Source organism: Mycobacterium sp. UM_Kg1 (assembly GCF_000972925.1).
Lineage (GTDB): Bacteria > Actinomycetota > Actinomycetes > Mycobacteriales > Mycobacteriaceae > Mycobacterium > Mycobacterium hiberniae.
This window is the reverse complement of record NZ_JRMK01000244.1, coordinates 1-3,573: the sequence shown is the minus strand read 5'-3', so window position 1 is coordinate 3,573 and position 3,573 is coordinate 1. Positions and strand designations below refer to the sequence as shown.

The window sequence follows — 3,573 nt, the reverse complement described above, 5'->3', positions numbered from 1 at the left end:
GCGGTACATCGAGTAGAACGACGCCACACCGGCGACATCCGCACTGGTCATCCCGAGCAGCTCGGCGACGAACGCCAGCCCGGCGGGGGTGATGTAGGTGTCTTGCGCCTGCACCAGATGCAGCAGCGGCAGGATCGCCGAGCGGGGCTGCGGGTAGCGCCCGATGATCTCCTTGGCGTCGGCCTCCAGCCGGGCCCGAACATCGGGGGCGTAACCGGTCGGAGCGTCCGGGTAGTTGAACTGGTTGGGTTCTTCGGGCTGGCGGCCCAACTGCAGGAAGACCCGGTTGCCATCGGTTCCGGCGGTGGGCGGCATCAACCGGCCGCGCCCGGTCTTGTTGACGCCGGCCCGGTCGAACTCGCCGGCCGCCGCGCTCACCGGTCCACTCCGCCCATGACCGGGTCGATGCTGGCGACCGCGGCGATCACGTCGGCGATCAGCCCGCCCTCGCTCATGGCGGCCACGGCCTGCAGGTTGGTGAACGACGGGTCCCGGTAGTGCACCCGGTAGGGGCGGGTACCGCCGTCGCTGACCATGTGCACCCCCAGTTCGCCGCGGGGCGACTCGACGGAGACGAACACCTGTCCGGGCGGCACCCACAGGTCCTCGGTGACTCGCTTGAAGTGGTGGATAAGCCCTTCCATCGAGTGGCCCATGATCCAGCCGATGTGCTCGCGCGAGTTGCCGAGCCCGTCCTTGCCGAGTTTGAGGTCGGCCGGCCAGGCGATCTTGCGGTCGGAGACCATCACCGGCTCTCCGTTCAGCTTGGCCAGCCTGTCTACACACTGTTCGACGATTTTCAGGGACTCCTTGATCTCGGCGATGCGGATCAGGTAGCGGCCGTAGGCGTCACAGCCGTCATCGGTGATCACATCGAATTCGTAGTCCTGGTAGCCGCAATACGGTTCGGCGCGCCGCACGTCATAGGGCAGGCCGGTCGAGCGCAGGACCGGGCCGGTGACGCCCAGCGCCATGCATCCGGTCAGGTCCAGATAGCCCACTCCTTTGGTGCGGGCCTTCCAGATGTAGTTCTCGGTCAGCAGATCTTCGATGTCCTTGAGCCGCTTGGGCATCAGCTGCAAGAAGTCCCGGATCTGCGGAATCGCGTCGTCTGGCAGATCGACCGATACCCCGCCGGGACGGACGTACTGGTGGTTCATCCGCAGACCGGTGATCGCCTCGAAGATGTCGAGCACCAGTTCGCGTTCCCGGAAGCCGAACAGCATGACCGACAGGGCTCCGAGTTCCATGCCCCCGGTAGCGAGCGCCACCAGGTGCGAGGAGATCCGGTTGAGTTCCATCATCAGAACCCGGATGACGCTGGCACGCTCGGGGATGTCGTCGGTGATGCCGAGCAGTTTCTCCACGCCCAGGCAGTAGGCGGTTTCGTTGAAGAACGGCGAAAGGTAGTCCATCCGCGTCACGAATGTGACGCCCTGGGTCCAGTAGCGGCTCTCCAGATTCTTCTCGATGCCGGTGTGCAGGTAGCCGATGCCGCAACGGGCTTCGGTCACCGTCTCGCCCTCGAGTTCCAAGATCAGCCGCAGCACGCCGTGGGTGGAAGGGTGCTGGGGGCCCATGTTGACCACGATGCGCTCGCCGGGGTCAGCGGACTTGGCGGCCTCGACAACCTGATCCCATTCCTGCCCACCGACATTCAAGACGGTGTGCGGTTTGTCGGTGCTCATTACTTGTAAGCCCTCCGCTGGTCCGGCGGCGGTATGTGCGCGCCCTTGTACTCGACGGGGATGCCGCCCAACGGGTAGTCCTTGCGCTGCGGGTGGCCGTGCCAGTCGTCGGGCATCTCGATTCGGGTCAGCGACGGATGGCCGTCGAAGATGATCCCGAAGAAGTCATAGGTCTCTCGTTCGTGCCAGTCCGTGGTCGGATAGATCGCGAACAACGACGGAATGTGCGGATCCGAATCGGGGGCAGTGACTTCCAGCCGGACCCGGCGGCTGTGAGTGATGGAACGCAGCGGATAGACCGCATGCAATTCGCGGTCGGCGTCGCCGGGGTAGTGCACACCGGAGACTCCCAGGCTCAGCTCGAAGCGCAGAGCCGGATCGTCGCGCAGGAGTTGGGCCACCGCCGGGAGCTGCGCGCGACGGACGTAGAGGGTGAGCTCGCCGCGGTACACCACGACCTTCTCGACCGCGTCATCGAATTCAATCCCGTTGCGCTGCAAGCCCGCGGCCAGGGTGTCGACGAGCTCGTCGAAGTATCCGCCGTAGGGCCGCGGCGTCTCTGCGGGCAGGGCGACCTCGGCCACCAGTCGCCCGTATCCGGACGTGTCACCGCTGCCCGGCGCGCCGAACAGGCCGCGACGCACCTTGATCACGTCTTCGGGGCTGCCGTTGGGTTCGGTCATCGCAGCAGCCCCTTCAGCTGCCAGGTGGAGGGGGCCGACAGGGCCGCTTCCTCGGTCGCGGTGATCACCTGCTCCCGGTTGGCGCCCAAGGGCATCGAGCGAATCTTCTCGTGTAGCTTGAGGATTGCATACATCAGCATCTCCGGCCTGGGCGGGCAGCCGGGCAGGTAGATGTCGACCGGGACGACATGGTCAACTCCTTGCACTATCGCGTAGTTGTTGAACATGCCGCCCGAGGAGGCGCACACCCCCATCGACAGCACCCACTTGGGCTCCACCATCTGGTCGTAGATCTGGCGCAGCACCGGCGCCATCTTCTGGCTGACCCGGCCCGCCACGATCATCAGGTCCGCTTGGCGCGGGGAGGCGCGGAACACCTCCATCCCGAACCGGGACAGGTCGTAGTCGGGTGCCATCGTCGACATCATCTCGATCGCGCAGCAGGCAAGCCCGAAGGTCGCCGGCCACAGCGAACCGGTACGGAAGTATCCGGCCAGGTCCTCCACGGTGGACAGCAGGAGTCCGCTGGGGAGCTGCTCTTCTAATCCCATGTATGCCGCCTACTCCAAATCAGTCCCAATTCAGGCCCCCGCGCCGCCAGACGTAGGCGTAGGCGACGAACACGACGGCGGCGAACAGCACCATTTCGACGAGGGCGAACACGCCCAGTCCGTCGAAGGCAACCGCCCAGGGGTAGAGAAAAACGATCTCGATGTCGAAGACGATGAACAGCATCGCGGTCAGGTAGTACTTCACCGGGAACCGCTGCCCGGGCGGGGCGTGCGGGCCGCTCACGGGCTGGTCGGTGGGCTCGATGCCGCATTCGTAGGCTTCCAGCTTCGACCGGTTGTAGCGCGAAGGGCCGATCAGAGCGGTGATGACCACCGAAAATACGGCGAAACCGGCGGCGAGCGCGGCAAGGACCAGGATCGGCAGGTACAGGTTCATGCTCAGTGACGTAGTTCCCTTCCGGGCGCCGATGTGATTTCAGGCACAGCCTAGCCCGCTGCCGCAAGGCGGTTGGGAAGAATACGAAATTGCCGCCAACTGTGACGGGTATCACCTGTAGCGGTAACGGCGACAGGGGAATTCGCCCCTGAGCTGCCCTAACCCGGCGGGTCAGCGAGGCTCGACGTAGGAGAGGCGAAGCTGGGGGCGCCGTGTCAGTGGGGGCGGGTCAGCGAGGCTCGACGTAGGAGAGG

Annotated in this window: 5 protein-coding genes; all 5 read right to left on the bottom strand. The window is 65.3% G+C overall.

Going from position 1 to position 3,573, the window contains the following annotated elements; translation table 11 throughout:
• The coding region (locus LI92_RS20460; protein ID WP_046322140.1) for an NAD(P)H-dependent oxidoreductase subunit E at positions 1 to 315 on the bottom strand (315 nt) is incomplete at its 3' end.
• A 59-nt stretch (positions 316 to 374) separates the two neighbouring features.
• Entirely contained in the window at positions 375 to 1,688 is a 1,314-nt protein-coding gene (locus tag LI92_RS20455) for an NADH-quinone oxidoreductase subunit D (protein ID WP_046322138.1), read from the bottom strand.
• Positions 1,688 to 2,371, bottom strand: a complete 684-nt coding sequence (locus LI92_RS20450) for an NADH-quinone oxidoreductase subunit C (protein WP_046322136.1) — start codon at positions 2,369 to 2,371, stop codon at positions 1,688 to 1,690. Before LI92_RS20450 ends, LI92_RS20455 begins: the two co-directional genes overlap by 1 nt.
• Positions 2,368 to 2,922 (bottom strand): NuoB/complex I 20 kDa subunit family protein, encoded by a 555-nt coding sequence (locus LI92_RS20445; protein WP_046322135.1) that lies wholly within the window; start codon positions 2,920 to 2,922, stop codon positions 2,368 to 2,370. Before LI92_RS20445 ends, LI92_RS20450 begins: the two co-directional genes overlap by 4 nt.
• Positions 2,923 to 2,941: 19 nt before the next feature.
• The gene (locus LI92_RS20440; RefSeq protein ID WP_046322134.1) at positions 2,942 to 3,319 is read right to left on the bottom strand and encodes an NADH-quinone oxidoreductase subunit A; all 378 of its coding nucleotides are present in this window, start codon (positions 3,317 to 3,319) and stop codon (positions 2,942 to 2,944) included.
• Positions 3,320 to 3,573: the final 254 nt, after the last annotated feature.